1 protein-coding gene is annotated in these 216 nt (G+C 74.1%); it reads left to right on the forward strand.

The window, feature by feature from the left end; translation table 11 throughout:
* The coding region (locus F6X68_RS33170; protein WP_151457886.1) for an MOSC domain-containing protein at positions 1 to 216 on the forward strand (216 nt) is incomplete at its 5' end.

The following is a 216-nucleotide window of genomic DNA, read 5'->3' on the forward strand; positions in this document are numbered from 1 at the left end:
CTGCGCATCGGCGCCGCCCGCTTCCGCGCCGCCGGGCCGTGCGACCGCTGCGTGGTCACCACCACCGACCAGGAGACGGGGGTACGCGGGAAGGAGCCGTTGCGCACCCTCGCCCGGCACCGCAAGGTCCGGCAGAAGCTCCTGTTCGGACTCCACCTCGTTCCTGCGGCCCCGGGCAGCGTCGCGCTCGGCGACGAGCTGGTGGTGGAGGACTGA

The sequence above is a fragment of the Micromonospora sp. AMSO12t genome (genome assembly GCF_008806585.1).
In the GTDB taxonomy this organism is placed as follows: domain Bacteria; phylum Actinomycetota; class Actinomycetes; order Mycobacteriales; family Micromonosporaceae; genus Micromonospora; species Micromonospora reichwaldensis.